An 18,387-nucleotide genomic window follows, 5' to 3' on the forward strand; every position below is an offset into this window, starting at 1 on the left:
CAGGAATACTCCGCAGATTAGGACGCCCTATGAACTTCGATTTCCTTAAATCCCAAAACGGCTACTACGACCTGTTCGCCGACGCCTGCATTGAGGCAGAGAAGATCTACGCGACTTCCCCCGCCATGTGCGCCGTCGGTTGCAGAAAGGCGTTGGAGCTCGCGGTAAAATGGGTCTACGCTGCGGATTCGACAATCGTCATGCCATATAAAGACAACCTGTCCTCCCTGCTTCATGAGTACACATTTAAAAAATGCGTAGACGAACGCGTATGGAGACCGCTCATCGGCATAACGAAGCTCGGCAATCTGTCGGTCCATACCGACAAGCATGTGTCGCCTGTGGATGCCCTTCTTGCGCTCAAGGCGCTCTTCAACTTTGTCGACTGGATCGACTATTGCTACGGACGCAATTACCAAGTTCGCGCGTTCGACGAAAACAAGATTCCCGCCAAGTCCGTCACGCTCACGCCCGAAGACATCGCCAAAATCAAGGCCCACGGCGCCCTTCTTGCCAAAAAGAACGCCGATATCGAGGCGCTCGAGAAAAAGCTCCAGGCAATGGCAGACGAGCTCGCAGCCGTACGCTCTCAGAATGAAAAGTCGCGCGAATTCAACCCTGAAGAAATCTCTGAGTTCGAAACCCGAAAGCACTATATCGATTGGGATCTCGGGCTCGTCGGCTGGACGCTGGGCGTAAACGCCATCGAGGAGCGCGAGGTTCATGGAATGCCGACCCCGCAGGGAACAAAGGACGGCAAAGGCTATATCGATTATCTTCTGCTCGGAAAAGACGGAAAGCCGCTTGCGGTGCTCGAGGCAAAGAAAACAAGCCTGTCCGCTCAAAAGGGACTACAGCAGGCGCGTCTCTATGCCGACTGCCTGCAAAAAGAGTACGGCTACCGTCCTCTCATCTTCCTAACAAACGGATTCGAAACGTTCTTCATCGACGCAGACAACGCTCCAATGCGCTCGGTTAGCGGGATATCGTCTCAAGACGATCTCCAGCGTCTCATGAACAGGCGAAATAGCACTGTCCCGACTTCGACCATTTCAATCGACACCAACATCGCCGGCGGCGGCAAAAATCGTTACTACCAGATCGAGGCCATCAAGCACGCCTGCAACAATTTTGATGAGGGTCATCGCCGTGGCCTCTTAGTCATGGCAACCGGTACGGGCAAGACTCGTGTTTCTGCCGGCCTAGCCGATGTCCTCATAAGGGCCGGCAAGGTCAAAAATGTGCTCTTTCTTGCGGACCGCGTGTCCCTTGTCTCCCAAGCCGCACGAGGCTACAAGGAGTATCTCCCGAGCTCCTCCCGCTGCGACCTTTGCAAAGACAAGGACAATTTCAACGCGCGCATCGTATTCTCCACTTACCCGACTATTCTCAACGCCATTGATACCGTCAAGAACGGTGACGGTATCCGCATGTACACGCCCGCGCATTTCGACCTCATCATCGTTGACGAGGCACACCGCTCCATTTTCAAGAAATACCGGGCGATTTTTGACTATTTCGATGCACTCATCCTCGGTCTCACCGCAACACCAGCAAACGAAGTCGACCGCAACACATACGATTTCTTCCAGGTTGAGCGCGGCGTGCCTACATACGTCTACGAATACGACACTGCCACCAAGGTCGACCATGTTCTCGTTCCCTATCAAGGCATTGCAACCCATACGGATTTCATTGACAACGGTAAGAACTACGATGATTTGTCCGAAGAGGAAAAACAGTCACTCGAAGACGATTTCGAGGAGACGGGGCAGGATACGCCCGACTTCATCGCCCCGACCGAAGTAAATAAATGGGTCTTCAACCAGCCCACGGTCGACAACGTGCTTGAAACGCTCATGGAGAAGGGCATCCGAGTCCATGGTGGTCAGGACATCGGAAAAACGGTCATCTTCGCTCAGAATCAAAAACACGCACGATTCATTGTCGAGCGTTTTGGCAAGCTCTATCCCAATTATCCAAGCGACTACATCAAAGCCGTTTTGCATTCGGACGATTATGCGCACACGATCATTGAGGAGTTTGAATTCAAATCCCTTCCCGCGATCACCGTGTCAGTCGACATGATGGATACGGGCATCGATGTGCCTGAAATCGTCAACCTCGTCTTCTTCAAAAAAGTCCGGTCAAAGATAAAGTTCTGGCAGATGATTGGTCGCGGCACTCGTCTTTGCGAAGGCCTGAACGTCCAAGACCCGCTTAACGGAACAAGTGAAGACAAGCAGAGGTTTTTCATCTTTGACTGGTGCAGAAACTTCGAGTTCTTCAAAAGCAAAGTCAAGGAGGCGGAAGGCAAAGTTGGCACATCGCTATCCGAGCTCATCTTCTCCCGCCAAGTTGCGCTCATCAAGTTCCTTCAGGAATCAGCTTTTGCGGACGAGGACCATCAGAGCCTGCGTGCCGAACTCGTCGACACCGTCCACAGGCAGATAACGTCTCTCAACGAGGAGCTCGTCGCCGTCCGACTCCAGAGGCAGGCAATCGAAAAATACCGCCAGGCCAGCGCATTCCAATGCCTGAACGAAGGCGATGTCGCCGTTCTGACAAGCAAAGTCGCTCCGCTCGTCTACAACGGCGAAAAGGTCGAGGCCGCCCTTCGCTTCGATGCCTTCATGTATGGATTCATGTGCGCCAAGTGCGAAGGTGCAAAGACCGCAAGGCATATCGGCCAGCTCATCAGCGTTTCCACGGAGCTTCAGAAGAGGACGACCATTCCGCAGGTCAAGGAGAAGCTGCCTCTGTTGAAGGAACTGACAGACGAAGACCTCCTCAAGGACGTAAGCCTCCTCGAACTCGAGAAGATCCGTAAGGAGCTACGTGGCCTCATTCAATTCATTGACTCCGATGATGGCAGAAAGCCTGTGGTGACGCATCTCGCCGATCCGGTTACTGAAATCAATTTCATTGATGATTTGGCTCCGCAAGAGGATTTCACTAACTACAAGCTCAAGGTCGAGCGGTACATTCGCGACCATGCAGACTCACTTGTCATCCATAAGCTTCGCCACAACAAACCTCTAACGGAACTTGAATTCCAAGAGCTTGGACGACTCTTCACGCAGGAATTGGGTAATGCCGAGGACTACGAAGACGCCTATGGTGATACGGGTTTCGGCCTCTTGGTACGCAAGATTGCGCATCTCGATCACGATGCCGCCAACGAGGCGTTTGCCGAGTTCATCAATGCCAGAAACCTCACGGACCAACAGATAGCTTTCGTGCGTCGGGTTGTGGACTACATTGTAGAAAACGGCTACATGGAAGCCATGGCTCTCACCATGCCTCCCTTCGATCGCCCGATGTCATTCGTGAAGATGTTCGACGGTGAGCAGCGCACCAAGCTCATCGAGATCATCAACAGAATCAAGACGAACGCCGAGATTCCAGCTGCCTAGCACCACCCGACCGCGCCCAACCAGCGCGGGCGCTTTTGCTTTCCGGCTGTTTGCGTCCCAAGCCCCCCGAAACAACCGTCGCGCGAGCATGTATACTCGCCCTTAGCTAACGAAAGGACCGCTATGGCAACTTGGATGATTCGCGCCGGTCGCGGCGGTGTATACGCAAAAGACTGGGTCGAGAACGGCTACGTCGGCATCGGCTGGGATTTCGGTGGCGTCGATATCGCATCCACGTCGCACGAGCAACTCCGCGGCGTGTACGAGGCGGCAAACCCCGACTTCAGCGCGCAGAAGGTCGCCTTTGCCGCCAGCCAGGCAAGCAAGTTCGCCCACACCATCGTGGCGGGCTCCACGGTGGTCACCTACGACCCCGAAGCGCGCGTCTACCACATCGGCAAAATCACCGGTGAGTGCGTCCCCTCGCCCGATGTCGACGGCGTGACCTACACGCGCAAGGTGGACTGGAAGCGCATCGCCCCGCGCGACCGACTCTCCATGTCCTCGCGCAACAGCCTCGGCAGCCTCACGACCATCTTCAACATCTCTGCCGAAGTCGCAGGCGAGCTCAACTCAGCCGCCGGCAAGGGCGCCGGAAAGCCCGAAGCCGGCATCGAGACAGGCGACTCCGCCGACGACGAGGAGGCACGCTTCGCCACCTACGACGACGGCATTGAGCGTATCAAGGACCGCGCACTCTCGCTTACCTGGGAGGACATGGAGCAGTTCGTGGCGGGGCTTTTGCGCACCATGGGCTACCACGCCACGGTGACGCCCAAGGGCCCGGACGGCGGTCGTGACATCGTCGCCTCGCCCGATGCCCTCGGACTCGAGTCCCCGCGTATCGTGGTCGAGGTCAAGCATCGCAAGGGCACGATCGGGGCCCCGATGGTCCGCTCGTTCCTCGGCGGACTTCGCGCCGGCGACCGAGGTCTGTACGTATCCACCGGCGGCTTCAGCACCGAGGCCCGCTATGAGGCCGGCCGCGCGACCGTACCGGTGCGCCTGCTCGACCTCGACGGCCTCATTAGACTCTACGTTGAGACCTATGACAAGGCCGACGCCGAGACGCGCTCGCTCCTCCCGCTCACGCGCATCTGGTGGCCCGCATAATCACGCCTCATCGCCCGCGCCCAGCGCGGGCTTTTCTTCTGCAATAAGAGTATGCCTTGCCCTTTTCCACACCGCCCAGATCGGAGCGTCGCGTCTCCAGAGCCTCCCGTTCCAGCGTTTCTAGCCTTGTGCGGGATGGGCCTTCGCGCGTTCCGATGCAATTTTTTTGAGCTTCTCGACGTCCTTGCCATTATTAAGAACGTGCATTTTCCTATGGCAGTTGGGGCAGAGGGCGACGACGTTGTCGAGTCTGTCCTTGCCGCCGCGCGACAGCCATTTGATATGGTGGATTTCCAGGTACGGCGTTTTATCCGTAATCCAAAAGGGCACCGCCCCGCACAGGTCGCACGATTTGGCTTCCCTCTTGATGCAGCCGGAGATGAGACCGCTTCTTCGGTATTCGCTGCGCGATACGACCTTCTTGCGCCCCTCGCCGGTGCCCTTCTCCGGCTCCTCCGCCTCTCGTGCACGCCTCCATATCTCATCGTCCGATATGCCGTCTGCCCCAGAAAGGACCCAGCGCTCATCCGTCTCGAAAGCCAAGTCGCTCGCTTTAACCAGAGGGAATATCCAGCCGCCATCGGTCTTCCAAGGCTTTTCAGAGGGGGACGGAACGACCTCCCCCTCGAATTGAAACATTGTCGTCCGCCCGAGCGCGCCGTTTCGCCCTCCCTTCCCATCCCGCTTCCCGATGCCCACGAGAACCTTGCTGAAAAGGAAGATCTTCCTTTGTTTCCCGGGATGCGGGCCATACTGCTCTTTCAGCTGGAGCCCGAATCTGCCGTACTCCCTGTCGCTGTCGGTCTTCGCATTTTCATTGAGAGTCGGCCCGTGATAGTAGATGGTATCGCCTTCCCACCTGTCGTCATATTCCGCATCAGGGCCGAAGCCGGAAATCAGGACCATGGCGTTGGCCTCGTTGCTCAAGCGTATCCCGCCTTGCGTTTGGCCTCCGAATATGTCGTGAATGCGGCCATTCGAGACCACTTGGCCGATATTAAGCTCCTGTTCGAACATATCGCGCTCCGCCCTGCTGGGATTGAATAGCTCGCCAGAGCGTACCGCCGCGAGCCGGCGAGGTCAACGGCCTACAGCCAGGAGGATCTGGCGGCATCCCGCCACTCGGCGCGGACGCGGGTGGCCACGAGCAGGGCCCCACACACCGCAAAGAGCTCGTAGTCCGCCAATGCCGTCGCCGTCTGCATGAGCTCAGTCAGGAGATCGAGACGGTCGGCGGCTCCAAGGTCGCCGAACGCCCCGATTGCGTTCGCGATCCGGCGAGCCTCTTGGCTGATGTTCGGATTATTAAGATCCTTGTCGGGGTTCATGGGCTTCCTTCCTTCTCGGTCCCAGCCGAGAGGATAGGAATACCTGCACAGCAGACGTAAACCATAGTTTACGTTCCGGGAAAAACTCGCGGGAAAATCAAACTCGGCATCCGCCGGGAAGCGGCCACGGCTCCGTGACCGGGTTGCACCTCCACTGCACGGCATCAAGGGGGCCCACGGAATCGCCCACAATTCTCCTCTTCGATACGAATGGCGGGGATTGCCGTGGACCTCCCTTGACCCCGCTCCGCTCCGGTGCGGCTTCTGCAGGAGCAGAAGCAAGCGCCGCCGACGCAGCGCTTCGCTTCTGCGCGCAGGGGCGAGAGTCTAGGGGCCACGTGCCCGGAACGGAGGAAGACATGCAGCAGCTTATGACCGAGGAAATCGCCAAGACGGTACCGAGGCTCTACGAGCAGGACGGGGCGGAGGACCCCACGGTCTACGCCCACTACTTCTCGTGCGTGAACGGATGGGACTGGTGGCTGCTCGAGTTCGACGGAACGGACGAGGCGTTCGGCCTCGTCGAGGGCTACGACGACGAGCTCGGCTACTTCAGCATCAAGGAGATGGCCGAGCTGAACCGCCAGATGGGGTTCGCCGCCGTCGAGCGCGACGAGCACTTCTCCCCGAAGCCGCTCAGCGCCGTCAGGAGGAGGTAGCCGCATGGTCACGGTCGAGTTCGACTCCATGGGCGAGGCGGTCCGCCTCGCCCTCGTGGCCGGGGAGTACGCGGGCGGCGGCCTGGCCGTCCTCCTCCTCGACGCCACGGACCCGCGCTCCGAGGGCTACATGGCCGAGTGGGGCGTGCTCACGGCGAGCGTGCCGGCGGCGGCCGAGTGGTGCCGCGGGCAGGGCAACATCGCCATCGACGCCGACGTGCCCGCGGCGCTCCTCGAGGCGCTCGAGGCCGCCGGCGCGGTCCGGAGGGCCGGCCGCTCGGCGGCGTCCGGGATGGCCCGCTACCCGCTGGCCACGGTCGCCGGGCACGCCCTCGACGGCATGGGCGGCCTGAGAGAGACCCTCGAGGAGGCTCTCGGCTCGACGGTCGTCGTCGAGTACGAGTCGGGCGGCGACGGCGGCGCGTTCGAGGTGGGGACCGCGCCGGCGGGCTCGCCCGAGCTCGAGCGCCTCATCGCCGCCGCGAGGTCCGAGGCCGACGCGCTGGCAGCCGCCGGCGGATGGGCGGCCGTCCGGGTCGGTTTCGGGGACGCCGAAACCATCGACTGCGAGACGGGCCGGACGGTCTATATGACCGGGACGGAATAGCACCGGGCCGCCACCCGCACGGACATGCCGGCGACGGCATGCCCCTCGCGGCGTCTCCCGGGGACGCTTCGCGTCGTCCCCGGACCCCTGTGCGCCAAAGGGACGAGTCCCCTTGGAACCCCGAGCTGCCGCCGGCGAGCCGTGAACGGCGGGCCAATCACTCGGCTTCAACTCACGATCGCCCCGCCGTGTCACGCCCCGCCGGCTCTCGCTCCGGCTCCATTCGATGGCTCCCATGGGTCGCCACCAATGCGCCTCCGCTCTCCTGCCCCGTTGCACTCCAGCCGGTTCGGCCTACGCTTCTCGGGACATGCAAGATATGTATTCCGTGCAACGGAATATCTTGCCCGGTCGAAGCCGGGATGTGCGAACCGCTCCGAAGTCGCTCCCGCAGAACCGTGCAACAGCTTTGCCAGCTGTTGCACGGACCCCAGATATGAAAGTCAGTCCCGGCCTCTTCCGTCATCCGCACCCTCGCGGGCGAGCTCCCAGGCTTCCCGCATGGCAAGGTCGATACCCCTTGCCGTGAACCTCATGATCTGCCCGGTCGAGCGGTTGACGGCGTAGCCGAGCCTCGCACCGTTAATCTTCCTCGTCTTGCCGAGGGACTCCGAGTGATAGCGGTATTGCAGCGCCCCCCGCTTAGATCGGGCGATCTCGATCCCATCCGATTCCAACCGCCTTGCAAACTCTCCGAAGCGGTCGGGGCAGCCCTTGAGCCTCCCGACCTCCTCCGCCCTCTGGGCGACAATCGCTCGGACCCTTGCGTTCTCGGACTTGTCGAATCGCCCCTTCTTTGCCATCTCGCGCTCCTCGCGACCGGGCTGGCGCGCGTGCACCTTCGAGTTCGAAAGGCCCCTTTCGAGTTGCTTCAGGCCGTACTCCGCATCGAGGTCCCTTACTGTCCTCACGCGGGATTTCGCCGCCGCCCTCGCCGGCCCATCGTTCAGGCGCCGCCCCGTCTCGAGGTCCGTCCTATTGATGGCGAAATGAACGGCGAATCGGGCCGATCCATCCGATCTGCATCTTTCCTCATGCAGCACAATCACGATCTCCTGGTTGGGATAGCGCCTGGCGATATAGTCCCTCGCGTACTCCATGCACCGCGAGGGCGTCATCGGCCCGCCGTTGCAGGAGCACTCGTCTGGGTTGAAGCCGATCACCTGATGCTGCATGTACGTGCACCTTGCGCCCTGCTTCCCGGGCCGGTTGTGCCCGGCCGCCTCCCGGGTAGCGTCCATCTCCTCGAACCAGCGGTCCTCATCGATAATGTGCTGGGTATCGTGGTCCAGGACTTTCTCCCTATCCCAATCGAAATAACGCTTGAGATTTTGGAGGTGCTCCCTGCTCATGACGCTCGTCTGCTTGATTGCGGTCATTTTCCAACTCCCTTCAAAAGCCGCCGTCAGTCGACGAAAAGGCCGGACCATCCATCGGCAACAGGCGGCTCCGCGGCGTCTTCCTCAAATTCGGGAGTCCAGAGATCGACGCCGTCCTCCCGGCCCGCTCGCCTTGACATCAGCCTGGCCTGGTATTCCATCCTCTTGGCCGTCTCGTACTCGCGCGTCCCCAGATCGAAATGCTCTTTCGTCGGCGTCCGCGTGCAATCGCAGACAGGGGCCCGGAAGCACCCCGCATGTTCCCTGCCCACGCCGTTCTCCGCGGCCTTCACCACGATGACACCGTCCTTGTCGGGGGACATCTCCGTCCACTCCCAAGGATGGATCAGGTCGTCGGCGTGCTCGCTGTAGGATGTCGACCCCGTACCGCCCGAAGGCCCCCTGCTCGAGCTGGTTCCCATGGTGTGCCGCGTCGTCTTCCCGACTAGCTCGGTGAAATACTGGCGGTCCTCGGCCTCGCCCAGCTTCATGGCAACCTTGACACCGCAGTTCGCCAGGATCTTCTTCCGCCCGTCGCGCTCGCCGTACTTGTTCAGCTGAGAGATGTTCTGGACCGCGCCCATCCAGAACAGGCCATACGAGCGTCCAAGGCTGAGAAGGCTCGGCAGGCACTCGACCTTAGGCAGGTTCCCCCATTCGTCACCGAGGATTGACACCGGCCTCGGCAGCTTTCCGCCGGCTGCGTCCGCGATGGAATATACGGTGGCATAAAGCTGTTCGAACAGGACCGCCGCGATCGCGTTGTAGGGAGAGCCCTCGTCCATCACATGGAGGAACAGCGCGGTCTTCTCGCTCAGGATTCTCCTCGGGTCGATATCATTGCCCGAGGTCATGCGCGCAATCGGCGCTGAAGCGTAAATCCTCAGGTTGACCTTGAGTGTAGAGACGATGCTCCTCAGCTCGTTGCCGCCGCTCGAGATGAACTGCGAGGCACGCGAGCGAGCAGGATGCCCCTGCGGCAGTGCGCGGAACAATCTCTTCAGCGGTTCACACGGGTCCTCGCCGGCCCCCTCCGTCCCCAGGCATATGATGTGGTAGACCGTCGCGAGGTGCTTGCAACCCCGCGGGCAGCCCCCATCCAGCACGGTCAGAAGGATCGTCGCCGCGAGCAGCGACCGCGCTGATTCCGTCCAGTGGTTCGCCTTCGCATCGCTCTCCCCGGCGATGAGCGTACGGGCGACGGCGTCCGCGGCCTGCTCCGCCCCCGACAGATCTCCCCCACTCGCGAGTTTATCGACCATCTCCAGGGGATTGAACGTGTCGCTCCTCTCGGGATGCTGGGCATCCAGCAGAAGCACCCGGTACCCGCGGCGCTCCAGCTCGTCGCCCGTCAACTCGATGAGCTCGCTCTTCACGTCGGAAACGATGATGGTCTGCGGGCTAGATTCCCCGTCATCCGCCCCAAACGTAAGCAAGTCGATTGTCGGGATCAACAACGACCTGGATTTTCCAGCGCCCGTTGAGCCGTCGAGAAACATGTGCCGCCTCGGTTCGAACAGATACCTGGAGCCGAACAACGTCTTCTCAAAACCGTACACGAATCCCCTGCTTTTCGGCCGTCCGTGCCCGTCCCAAATCTCCGAGCCCCGGATGGTCTCCGGCCCCGTTTTCACCCGCGCCTCTCCGAGCACGCCCCCATCGGCGGCCCGCTCCTTCGAGGAGACCGATAGCTGCATGAGCAAGAATACCGACAGGAACAGGGCGAATGAGGCTAGGCAGCCCGGGATGCAGCGGGGTGCCACGTTGACCCACCACCAAATGATGCCATCCACGCTCAGGGTGAATCCAATCGAACTGAGATCGATTGGAAATCCGAGGATCACGCAATCGAGGGGAATGGCGAAAAGAGGCGCAAACCCCGCGGTAAGCAGCCCTGCGAAAACCAGCGCCATGACCAGCTTCTCCTTCACTTGAACCACCTACTCTCTCGCACGGGCTAGCAGGTCGTTGACCCAGCCCACCGCGGTCGAAACGATCGAAGTCGCCCGGTTGAGGTTGTTGAGAACAACCGGGTCGGGGCCGTAGGTATTGAGGGCACGGACCGCCTGGTTGAGGTTCGTCCCGATCTTCTTCAACTCGGCCCTGATACCGGCAAGCTCCCCCGTATCGGCGACCTTGACCGGCTTCTCGCCGCAGAGCAGGGCGGCGTCACGCATGAAGGTAGACGCTGGCATATTCATGGCCGTTGCCTTCTTCTCGATCGCTTTACGCTGTGCCTCACTCATTCGAACGTTGACATGCGTATTCATGGATGACATGGCTATCCAATCCGGATGGGACCGATACCGGCCCCATCCCTTCTATTTAATTGACATTGTTTGGAGCATCTGACCGATGCGCCCAATCCTTGCCCGCGCCCATACATCAAAGGAAACTCCTGGCAATGTTCCGAGATATATACGGTATGGACGCCATTGCTCGCTGTAGACATCGAGAGCATCGAGCAGGCGTTTCCGCTCCCAGATGAGCTCCGCGGCCGAAAGCAATGGAAGGTCTCTGTTCTCGGCTCGAGCGAGCTCATCAGAAGACAAGCATGGGTTGGGCACCCGGTACCCACCGATGCAGGGCCCGGGTTCCATGATTATTTGACCTCGCAAAATGTTGCCGCTGGGGCATCAAACTCGAACTCCACAACACCGCATGAGCCATATCGATTTTTCGTAACCGATGCAATCACGGGGCGTTTTTTTAAAATCATATTGGAGTTCCGCTCTTCGGTCCTATTTCCTTTAATCGATAGAGACATAACGATATCAGCAGAGTACTCGAACATATTGCACCCCCCAATTGCCTGTAAACCAGTAGTTTGTTTGTCGTAGTTCGTCCGGTTGATCGAGGATATAGCGAAGAGCGGGCAATGAGTCTCGTCCACAATTCTGCGAAGCTCGGAAGCGACGAGCTTGAGCCCAATACGCTCATCGACAGTTCGGAGATCTTGAGGAAGCGCGACAATTTGAGCGTAGTCGACAATCACCAACGGAGGTTCGCCGTATTTAGCTGCAACTTTCTCGATGGGCTGGCGCATCCCGTCTTTCTCGATTTCACCGGACACTATAAACATACGGTCGGCGATACTGCCGGCATAAACTTCGACCATCTTGTCAAAAAGCTCGCGTTTGTCCGCGGACATATCGCCACCATACATATCATCATAGGTGAGTTCGCCGCCCGAAATACGAGTCAAGCTCTTCGCCAGCATGCTGGCACGACTGAGCTCGCCCTCGAAAACGATAACCGGGTGTCCCCCCATGGCCCAACGGTCGGCTATTTGGTGCATGAATGTGGTTTTACCGGTACCGGGCCCTCCGGGCACAATGCACAGGTACTGGCGTATTCCGCCGAGAATCGTATCTAGGCCTTGGTGTTCGATATGGCCGAGCGGCTTATTCCTCAAGATTTCAAGTGCGGTCTCATCAAGCCCGATGCTCATCGAATCTACAGCTTGCACGGCTCGCTCACCTCCAATTCACGAAGGTAAGAAAAGAAACTCGATTCGAGAATATAGATGCGGCGATGGAGCGCGATGGCACGTCCGCTCTCCTTCATAAGCTTTGACGCCGTAACCGGGCTGAGACCGGTTATCTTACACACTTCCGCGATACCCAAAAGGCGCTCATGGCCCAAGCTGGGACTGAAAGAATCCGCGGGTGAAGCCGGTACGGCAGCGTACGGCTCATTCGATTCAACCGGCATGGTAGAATCCTTTCTGGCTGGCTCGCCCCTCCCCTCGGTCTGCAAACTTTGATGGGAAGGGCGGGCGGCTATTAAATTGCGACCAAGTTAATACTCCAAACGTCGGGCTGGTCAGGCGTTTACTTGAAAATCAGTTTAATGCTTTTGATTCTTATTTTTCAATCTTTTTTCAATCTTTGTTCAATCTTTCTTCTCTTTATATTCGAACTAGCATAGACATACCTTCTTACCTGCGTTAACATCATGAAAAACGACAGGAGGAAATATGCCACGTCTCCCAGTATCAGGCATGAAGATGAAAAAGGTTAAAGTCGGAACAACTGTTCAGCTCCAGACCGCCGACGAAATCGACTCCCTTCGCAACATAAAATCGGATTCTATTAGAACCCCCGGCGAGGCAATCGATTTCGTCTTCAAACTCATCATGAGACTTGACCCCGAGGTTGCGCGCTCCCTAGATAAGACCTGTGTCCAAGGCATCTCCTCGATTGACGATGAGCTGAGTCGCCTACGCCATGACGGTTCCGAGAATATGGTCGTCGCATCAAAGCGGCTTCAACAGGAGCAATTTTCCGCACTCCACGAACATCTATCCAATCTGTACAAAGATGATGAGGTCGCCATGGGCATGAGGCGAGTAGATCTTCTTGGTGACGATTTTGCCGTCTTCCCCTCCGATTGGGTCCTCCTGGAACCCGAGAGCGCTGCAAAGGCATGCAGCCAGGTTAGTGTTATCGAAATTCACGGCGGAGCCGAATACTGCGCCCCTCATTTCGTCTTCTTCCATAACGGCGAGTACGACAAGAACGATAAGCTCGAAAAAGCGACCGAATTATGGCCGAAAATGAAAGATGTCCGTCGAGATGAAGTGAAACTCGTGGCAGACGACAACGGCAAGTACCTCAACATGAAGGAGCATCTCGCCGCACCGATTATTTGCTACTTTAACCTTCTCGACGCTTCGTACTATCAGTCGGTCGAAATGACACCTCCGTATAATGCTGTAATCAATCGAATCCGTTAAATCGATAGGGCCCCAATTGGGGCCCTATCGATTTATTTTTTTAGAAGATTGTCCAGCACCGCTGCAGCCTTCTGGTCATTTGCCTCAATAAAGTGGCTATAGATAGACAGCGTCGTAGATGGGCTGGCATGGCCCAAACGCGCTTGGATCGTCTTAATATCCGCATTAGCGCCAACGAGCAGAGTAGCCTGCGTATGCCTCAGCTCATGAGGCTTTAGCCCACTGTAGCCCGTATAGCGCGTTCGAACGACACCGTCACTCCCGACGACTTCCCTACTCTCCTCAAAAGCACCGAAGCCGTTTTTCGCCGCAAAGAGCCTAAACGCCCTCGAATAGTTATGTCCATCCATCCGGGTCACTAGAGCCCGTTTGCCGCCGGCGGCATCGACGACACCAATGGAATGGACAATGGGTGTTTCTCCAGTCTGGCCCACCGCAAAGGAGTTGAACTCGCTCCGCTGGATGACTTTCCACCTGTCCAAATAATCGGCAAGTTCATTCCCTATCGAAATCTTGCGCCTACTCATCTTCGATTTGGGCGGCCTCAACGTCCTGTCGTTCGTATATTGCTTTACTATCCTCAGAGTCTTGGCCTCGGGGTCATAATCCTCCCATGAGAGACCAAGGGCCTCCCCCTTCCTCAATCCACAGAGAAGCAGAAGCATTGTGCACGTGATAAAGGAAGACGGCTTCTCCCCCAAAAGAATCGTTAGCAGCCTTGCCGCCTCATCGGCACTCAGCGCCCTACGAGCCTCAACATTCTGTTTGGGTAGCTTCACTTTCCTGCAAGGATTCTTGCCCACTAGGTCGTTGTCGACAGCATCCTCCATAATTTGTTTGAGCTTGATGTGGATGCGGCGAATTTCACTTTCGCTGAATCGACCTTCTTTTCTGGCCTTGGAATACGCAGCGCGAACGTCATCTGATTTAAGCCGATCCAGATCAGGGTTGCCAAACAGCTCGCGTATGTGACGGATATCCAAACCTTCGCGCTCATAGGCAAGCGGTGACCCCATGGTCGACTCTCTATTTGCGTGAAACCTGTCTGCATAATCCGATAAACCCAGGGGACCATTGTCCCGGCTGGAAGTGCCCTCCAACTCAGCTCTATAGGCCTCCAGCGCCTTGGCGACTTCACTCGGCCAATTTTTCGGGTTCTTGCTTCTGCAGTGAACCCTGCGTGACGGACTACGGCGGTACCGTCCCGTCTCAGGATCCTTTCCCAGAGAAAAGTAGATCCGATAGATCCCCTTGGTCCTGTCGATACACTCCGATGTTCCACGAGCGGTCTTTTTTATCGTGCCCTGCAATTGCATCCCTCATTTAGTTTTTGATTAGGCTAGGGGGCGTAGCTTTAAAGGCTACGCCCCCTAGCCTAATCGAAGTTTTTCACACTTTCAAGTCCAGTTAAGAGTGAAAAGAGTGGGAAATTTGATTCTAATAGCTAGCTCGATATTTGCTAGTTACCTATATCTACCTGCGTCTCCTTTAAGTTCAGTGATATTGGCCTCATCTCGTCAAATGTCAAATTCACGTACTCGTAAAGCGGGGGTCACCGGTTCGAGCCCGGTCGCTGGCTCCATTGCACAAGACAGCCGCCTTCGGGCGGCTTTTTTGTTGCCGATTTTGAGTGCGCGCGCCCACCCACGCATCGCAACAGCGTCAGCTCCCCTATTCAAAAACAGAAACCCCGTTAATCGTGATTCCCCCAGGGAAAACACGATTAACGGGGTCGTAGCGTGATTCCCTTAGGGAAAACACACCAGCATACGAACAGCTCAGTCGGGCAGTTCGCTACTCCTCCCAGTAAGCGTCTGCAAGCAGCTTAAAGCAGATCTTCTTGACCGGCTGCGCGCCATCGCCCGGGAACTCGAGCGTGGGCATGTGCGGCTCGCCGGCAACAAACAGCGCAAACTTGTCGTCGGCAAGATCGCCGGCGATCGAGGCGTCGGAATCGACCAGGTCGTAGTCGTCCTTCTCGTCAAACTCCTGGACCAGCGTCAGGCTGCCCGTGGCGACCTTAAAGGCCTCGCGACCCTCGACGTCGATCTGCAGGTCGTGATAGCGCTGATGCGTCTCATAGTGAGCCTCGGCCTCGGGACGCGTCGTGGGAGCCATGACGTTTGCAAAGACCTTGTCGCCCAGAATCGGATGGCTGCCGACCTCGAGCTCCGCCGGGTCGTTCTCCTCGAGCCAGTCGATCAGCACGTCGAGGCCCTTAAGCATTCCGCGATACTCCTCGATATCGCCCAATGCACCGTAAATCATCTAAATCCCCTCTCGGATCGTTTCTTTGGCGGCTACTCGGCAAACGCGTTGCCAAAGCTGTTGCCACCCACATACGTCTCGACCAGGGTAAGGTCGGGAATGAACACGACAGCATCGGCGTCGCGCCCCGGCATAATGCTACCGCACTTGTCGTTGGCTCTAACCACAAGCAAACAACCGATGCCAGAGCCGACGCCCAAGTTCTTACAGCTCGGTCACGACAACGCCGTTGTAAACCTCGTCCCAACGGTCCATGACCAGATGACCGGTCATGGGATCCATGGCATTAAGCTTGCCGCAGGTGTTGGCGGTACGCAGCACCGTCTCGTCGTCCGCGCCGGCAGCGATGGCATGCGCGAAACCGGCGATAGTGGAGTCGCCGGAACCCGTAGCGTTAACGGCAGGAATATCGGGGGTCTTGGCACGGAACGCGCGTCCGTTGTGGAAGCCCACGGAGCCGGCAGCGCCCATGGACACGACGACCCAGGGGATATCGGAGAAGCGGTCATCAGAGGCGAGTGCGGCCCGGAGCTCGTCCACATCGTCGGTGGTAAAGCTCGTGCCCAACAAGCCGTTGATCTCGGTTAGGTTAGGCTTGACCAGCTCGGGCTTGACCTCGGACTTGAGGGCAGCCTCAAGCGAAGCGCCCGAGGTATCGAGCAGCACCTTGGCGCCGGCGTTCTCGGCAATGCCCGTAATCTTGGCATAGTAGTCCGCCTCGACGCCGCGGGGCAGCGAACCCGAAATAGTGACGACGTCGGCCTTGCCAGCCAGCTCGGTAAACTTGGCGGTAAAGGCATCCAGCTCCTCGGGGGCAATCGTCGGGCCGCTCTCGAGCAGCTCGGTCTGGTTGCCGGCGTGGAGGATGTTGAGGCAAATGCGAGTCTCGCCCTTGATGGGCACAAAGTCGTTGTTAATACCGTTGGCATCCATAAGCTCTGCCATATAGGCGCCCATATGGCCACCGAGCAGACCGGTTGCCACAACGTCGTCGCCCAGCTGGCCCAGCACACGGGCCACGTTGAGACCCTTGCCGCCGGCGGTCTTTTCGGGCGTCACACGGTTGACGTCGTCGATAATGAGCTCATCGAGCTGATAGCGCGTATCGACGGACGGGTTCATCGTAACGGTGAGGATCATTTTAGCTCCTTATCTCGCAGGCTCCTTGTGCCTCGCGATACGAGTCGACAAAACGGAATTACAGAATCTCAATCGTGAACGAGCGAACGACAGTCTCCTTGGGCTTGGCGACAAGGCAGCCGCGCTTATGCTCAAGTACGTCGTCCTCATCGGAGCAGGTCGAGAGGCCGCCCCAGGGCTCAACTGCCACAAAATCGCCCTCGGGCTTACTCCACACGATGAGGTACGGGAAACCCTCAAAACTCAAGCGAACGCCCTTGTCCTCGCCCTTCTTGGAAAGCGTGACCTGACGGCTCTCGAGCACGTCATAGATGGTCTCCGCAAAATCGAAGAGCTCATGCGACAGGGGCAGCGTCTTTCCCACCATGGGATTCTTTGAACGGTTAGCTACATCAATCAAGCCAGTCGAGGGTACGGCGGTGCAAAGCTCCGCAGCCTCGTCTTTCTCGAAGCGCAACTCGTAGTCCGTATAGGCCTCGCCCTCGTCGAGCGGGCACCTAAAGCCGGGGTGTCCACCGATAAAGAACGGCATGTCCTCGGTGCCCTCGTTGGTCACCTCATAGGAAACGCGCACGGCAGCGTCCTCGAGCGTATAACGAGCGACAAGCTTAAACGGGTAGGGATAATCTCTCAGCAGCGCGGCGTTATCCTCCGAAGCCAGGCACATAGCCAGCTCGTTTGCGCTTTGGCTCAGCAGCTTCCACTCCTGTTTGCGCGCAAACCCGTGGCGAGCGAGCTTTACATGATGCCCGGCAAACGTCATGGCGCTGCCATCGCGCAGGCCTCCGCAAATCGGGAAGCAAATCGGTGCCTGGCCGGACCACACGGCGGGATCGCCCTGCCACAAGTACTCGCGGCCTCCGGCCTCAATCGAGGTAAACGAACCACCAGCCGTGGACACCTTAATAGAAATCGAATCGTTGGAGAGAGCGTATTCCATTGCCCATCCTTTCGAACAACTGCTTTTGCTCGCAAGTATCCGTCTCGGCCCTGACCAAAGGACAAACCCGCACGCTCAACGATGTGTCCGGTATCCCAGCCATGCAACGGGGTACCATACAGACATTGATGCAATTACAGCTGGAAGGCCTTCTTATGCGAACCATCATCCTCTACGCCTCGCGCCATCACGGCAATACGAAAAAGCTCGTGGACGCCATCGTCGAGGCACACCCCGAGATCGATACCCTCGACGTCAAGGCGCTCGGCAAAAACGAGTATCCCAACCTGCACGAATATCATCTGATCGGTGTCGCCACGGGCATCTATTACTCCGAGATCGACAAGGATATGGCACGCGTGCTCACTAACGTGCTGCAGCCGCAGGACAAGGTGTTTGGCCTTATGACCTACGGTGGCAAAAACAAGTGGTATGGCAAGGATATCGACGGCATCTGCCGCATGAGGCAGGCCATCTTTATGGGTGTCTACGGCTGCCCCGGCTTTGATACGTGGGGGCCGTTCAAACTCGCCGGCGGTGTCCAAAAGGGACACCCGACCGCTGAGGAAATTAAGGGCGCCGTCGACTTCTTCGACAAGATCGAAGACGAGTATGGCGACATCATCGTCGAAGAGTACGCCAAGCGCGAGAAGCGCCTAGCATACGAGAAGGAGCATCCTGCAGGAGGCCTGGTGGCCGGCGTTAAGCGCACGGTAAAGAAGATCGCTAACAAGCTGTAACTGTGAAGGTACTTTTGAGCGTTTAACCCATGCGGCGGGTCCGAGCAGATTCGGGCCCG

At 58.0% G+C, this 18,387-nt stretch carries 17 protein-coding genes; 6 read left to right on the plus strand and 11 right to left on the minus strand.

Annotated elements, in window-relative coordinates; translation table 11 throughout:
- The first annotated feature begins 29 nt into the window (after window positions 1-29).
- Together ACQRAQ_RS03845 and ACQRAQ_RS03850 are read left to right on the plus strand one after the other, a co-directional pair.
- Entirely contained in the window at window positions 30-3,416 is a 3,387-nt protein-coding gene (locus ACQRAQ_RS03845; RefSeq protein WP_427793988.1) for a DEAD/DEAH box helicase family protein, read from the plus strand.
- A 123-nt stretch (window positions 3,417-3,539) separates the two neighbouring features.
- Window positions 3,540-4,529, plus strand: coding sequence for a restriction endonuclease (locus tag ACQRAQ_RS03850; RefSeq protein WP_427793989.1), 990 nt, complete (start codon window positions 3,540-3,542; stop codon window positions 4,527-4,529).
- Between the two features lie 120 nt (window positions 4,530-4,649).
- Here ACQRAQ_RS03850 and ACQRAQ_RS03855 read toward each other — a convergent pair whose 3' ends face one another.
- Together ACQRAQ_RS03855 and ACQRAQ_RS03860 are read right to left on the minus strand one after the other, a co-directional pair.
- Window positions 4,650-5,546 (minus strand): HNH endonuclease, encoded by an 897-nt coding sequence (locus ACQRAQ_RS03855; RefSeq protein ID WP_427793990.1) that lies wholly within the window; start codon window positions 5,544-5,546, stop codon window positions 4,650-4,652.
- A 71-nt stretch (window positions 5,547-5,617) separates the two neighbouring features.
- Window positions 5,618-5,857, minus strand: a complete 240-nt coding sequence (locus tag ACQRAQ_RS03860) for a hypothetical protein (RefSeq protein ID WP_427793991.1) — start codon at window positions 5,855-5,857, stop codon at window positions 5,618-5,620.
- A gap of 359 nt (window positions 5,858-6,216) precedes the next feature.
- On the opposite strand from ACQRAQ_RS03860, the gene ACQRAQ_RS03865 reads away from it, so the two are divergent.
- Window positions 6,217-6,516, plus strand: coding sequence for a DUF2958 domain-containing protein (locus tag ACQRAQ_RS03865; RefSeq protein WP_158567277.1), 300 nt, complete (start codon window positions 6,217-6,219; stop codon window positions 6,514-6,516).
- A 4-nt stretch (window positions 6,517-6,520) separates the two neighbouring features.
- Entirely contained in the window at window positions 6,521-7,123 is a 603-nt protein-coding gene (locus ACQRAQ_RS03870; RefSeq protein WP_427793992.1) for a hypothetical protein, read from the plus strand.
- A 443-nt stretch (window positions 7,124-7,566) separates the two neighbouring features.
- Here the strand turns inward: ACQRAQ_RS03870 and ACQRAQ_RS03875 are convergent, their stop codons facing one another.
- From ACQRAQ_RS03875 to ACQRAQ_RS03895, 5 genes are all read right to left on the minus strand, one after another.
- The gene (locus ACQRAQ_RS03875) at window positions 7,567-8,502 is read right to left on the minus strand and encodes a relaxase/mobilization nuclease domain-containing protein (RefSeq protein ID WP_427793993.1); all 936 of its coding nucleotides are present in this window, start codon (window positions 8,500-8,502) and stop codon (window positions 7,567-7,569) included.
- Between the two features lie 26 nt (window positions 8,503-8,528).
- Window positions 8,529-10,433 carry a type IV secretory system conjugative DNA transfer family protein gene (locus ACQRAQ_RS03880; RefSeq protein WP_427793994.1) on the minus strand — a complete coding sequence of 635 codons (1,905 nt, stop codon included), beginning with the start codon at window positions 10,431-10,433 and terminating at the stop codon, window positions 8,529-8,531.
- A 9-nt stretch (window positions 10,434-10,442) separates the two neighbouring features.
- Window positions 10,443-10,781: a plasmid mobilization protein gene (locus ACQRAQ_RS03885; RefSeq protein ID WP_427793995.1), complete on the minus strand. Its 339-nt coding sequence runs from the start codon at window positions 10,779-10,781 to the stop codon at window positions 10,443-10,445.
- 323 nt (window positions 10,782-11,104) lie between these two features.
- Complete coding sequence (locus tag ACQRAQ_RS03890) at window positions 11,105-11,971, minus strand: DnaB-like helicase C-terminal domain-containing protein (RefSeq protein ID WP_427793996.1); 867 nt, start codon at window positions 11,969-11,971, stop codon at window positions 11,105-11,107.
- Window positions 11,959-12,216: a helix-turn-helix domain-containing protein gene (locus tag ACQRAQ_RS03895; protein WP_427793997.1), complete on the minus strand. Its 258-nt coding sequence runs from the start codon at window positions 12,214-12,216 to the stop codon at window positions 11,959-11,961. Before ACQRAQ_RS03895 ends, ACQRAQ_RS03890 begins: the two co-directional genes overlap by 13 nt.
- Before the next feature lie 289 nt (window positions 12,217-12,505).
- Between ACQRAQ_RS03895 and ACQRAQ_RS03900 the strand changes: the two genes are divergently transcribed.
- Window positions 12,506-13,240, plus strand: a complete 735-nt coding sequence (locus ACQRAQ_RS03900) for a hypothetical protein (protein WP_427793998.1) — start codon at window positions 12,506-12,508, stop codon at window positions 13,238-13,240.
- 32 nt (window positions 13,241-13,272) lie between these two features.
- On the opposite strand, the gene ACQRAQ_RS03905 is transcribed toward ACQRAQ_RS03900, so the two are convergent.
- From ACQRAQ_RS03905 to ACQRAQ_RS03920, 4 genes are all read right to left on the minus strand, one after another.
- Window positions 13,273-14,550 (minus strand): site-specific integrase, encoded by a 1,278-nt coding sequence (locus tag ACQRAQ_RS03905; protein WP_427793999.1) that lies wholly within the window; start codon window positions 14,548-14,550, stop codon window positions 13,273-13,275.
- A 484-nt stretch (window positions 14,551-15,034) separates the two neighbouring features.
- Entirely contained in the window at window positions 15,035-15,508 is a 474-nt protein-coding gene (locus tag ACQRAQ_RS03910; protein ID WP_117778978.1) for a YhcH/YjgK/YiaL family protein, read from the minus strand.
- A gap of 204 nt (window positions 15,509-15,712) precedes the next feature.
- Entirely contained in the window at window positions 15,713-16,648 is a 936-nt protein-coding gene (locus ACQRAQ_RS03915; protein WP_427794000.1) for a hexose kinase, read from the minus strand.
- 58 nt (window positions 16,649-16,706) lie between these two features.
- Window positions 16,707-17,588, minus strand: a complete 882-nt coding sequence (locus tag ACQRAQ_RS03920) for an aldose 1-epimerase family protein (protein WP_427794001.1) — start codon at window positions 17,586-17,588, stop codon at window positions 16,707-16,709.
- 155 nt (window positions 17,589-17,743) lie between these two features.
- Between ACQRAQ_RS03920 and ACQRAQ_RS03925 the strand changes: the two genes are divergently transcribed.
- The gene (locus ACQRAQ_RS03925) at window positions 17,744-18,328 is read left to right on the plus strand and encodes a hypothetical protein (RefSeq protein ID WP_427794002.1); all 585 of its coding nucleotides are present in this window, start codon (window positions 17,744-17,746) and stop codon (window positions 18,326-18,328) included.
- Window positions 18,329-18,387: the final 59 nt, after the last annotated feature.

The sequence above is a fragment of the Collinsella sp. SGI.178 genome, assembly GCF_050313495.1.
Classification (GTDB): Bacteria; Actinomycetota; Coriobacteriia; order Coriobacteriales; family Coriobacteriaceae; genus Collinsella.

Excerpts from the sequence above, each read along its gene's own strand:
- ACQRAQ_RS03845 (WP_427793988.1), top strand. The coding sequence starts at position 30 with ATGAACTTCGATTTCCTTAAATCCCAAAACGGCTACTACGACCTGTTC.
- ACQRAQ_RS03850 (WP_427793989.1), top strand. The coding sequence starts at position 3,540 with ATGGCAACTTGGATGATTCGCGCCGGTCGCGGCGGTGTATACGCAAAA.
- ACQRAQ_RS03855 (WP_427793990.1), bottom strand. The coding sequence starts at position 5,546 with ATGTTCGAACAGGAGCTTAATATCGGCCAAGTGGTCTCGAATGGCCGC.
- ACQRAQ_RS03860 (WP_427793991.1), bottom strand. The coding sequence starts at position 5,857 with ATGAACCCCGACAAGGATCTTAATAATCCGAACATCAGCCAAGAGGCT.
- ACQRAQ_RS03865 (WP_158567277.1), top strand. The coding sequence starts at position 6,217 with ATGCAGCAGCTTATGACCGAGGAAATCGCCAAGACGGTACCGAGGCTC.
- ACQRAQ_RS03870 (WP_427793992.1), top strand. The coding sequence starts at position 6,521 with ATGGTCACGGTCGAGTTCGACTCCATGGGCGAGGCGGTCCGCCTCGCC.
- ACQRAQ_RS03875 (WP_427793993.1), bottom strand. The coding sequence starts at position 8,502 with ATGACCGCAATCAAGCAGACGAGCGTCATGAGCAGGGAGCACCTCCAA.
- ACQRAQ_RS03885 (WP_427793995.1), bottom strand. The coding sequence starts at position 10,781 with ATGTCATCCATGAATACGCATGTCAACGTTCGAATGAGTGAGGCACAG.
- ACQRAQ_RS03895 (WP_427793997.1), bottom strand. The coding sequence starts at position 12,216 with ATGCCGGTTGAATCGAATGAGCCGTACGCTGCCGTACCGGCTTCACCC.
- ACQRAQ_RS03900 (WP_427793998.1), top strand. The coding sequence starts at position 12,506 with ATGAAGATGAAAAAGGTTAAAGTCGGAACAACTGTTCAGCTCCAGACC.
- ACQRAQ_RS03910 (WP_117778978.1), bottom strand. The coding sequence starts at position 15,508 with ATGATTTACGGTGCATTGGGCGATATCGAGGAGTATCGCGGAATGCTT.
- ACQRAQ_RS03915 (WP_427794000.1), bottom strand. The coding sequence starts at position 16,648 with ATGATCCTCACCGTTACGATGAACCCGTCCGTCGATACGCGCTATCAG.
- ACQRAQ_RS03920 (WP_427794001.1), bottom strand. The coding sequence starts at position 17,588 with ATGGAATACGCTCTCTCCAACGATTCGATTTCTATTAAGGTGTCCACG.
- ACQRAQ_RS03925 (WP_427794002.1), top strand. The coding sequence starts at position 17,744 with ATGCGAACCATCATCCTCTACGCCTCGCGCCATCACGGCAATACGAAA.